Annotated in this window: 2 pseudogenes; both read right to left on the bottom strand. The window is 36.4% G+C overall.

Annotated elements, in window-relative coordinates:
- Positions 1-193, bottom strand: a pseudogene (locus tag J7R05_RS07875) (Na/Pi cotransporter family protein); the annotation flags it as partial.
- A 69-nt stretch (positions 194-262) separates the two neighbouring features.
- Positions 263-478, bottom strand: a pseudogene (locus J7R05_RS07870) (mechanosensitive ion channel domain-containing protein); the annotation flags it as partial.

Genomic DNA, 478 nt, shown 5'->3' with positions numbered 1-478 from the left:
TAGAGCTTTGTAAAATCATTGCTGAAAAAAGTCCAAAACTTACAGCAAACAATGGTTTGGAAATGAAATGACGCATTTTATATCTAAGCTTATCACCATAGGCTCGTTCAATGCCTGTGCGCACCATGCGTGTAGCCCAAAGAAGTAAAGAAATAGCGCCTGCAAGATGAAGGAGTACCAATGAACTATTCATGATACTTTTTCTTTCTTTGTTGTTATGGATACGGTTGATCCAAAAATTGACCAATTGAAGTTTACCGTTTTACTCTGCTTTTGCTTTTAATACATGATTAAAATCATATCCGCTTGGATTTTGAAAAATCTTTAGACCAAAGCTAGGAAGAATGGAATAAAGGTGGTCAAAAATATCAGCTTGAATTTGTTCATATTCTAACCAAACGGTTGTATTGGTAAAGCAATAGATTTCCAAGGGTAAACCATTTGGTGTAGGAGGCAATTGTCGCGCCATCAGGGTCAT

Source organism: Bartonella capreoli (assembly GCF_902813205.1).
GTDB lineage: Bacteria > Pseudomonadota > Alphaproteobacteria > Rhizobiales > Rhizobiaceae > Bartonella > Bartonella schoenbuchensis.
This window is presented reverse-complemented; position numbering and strand designations above follow the sequence as displayed.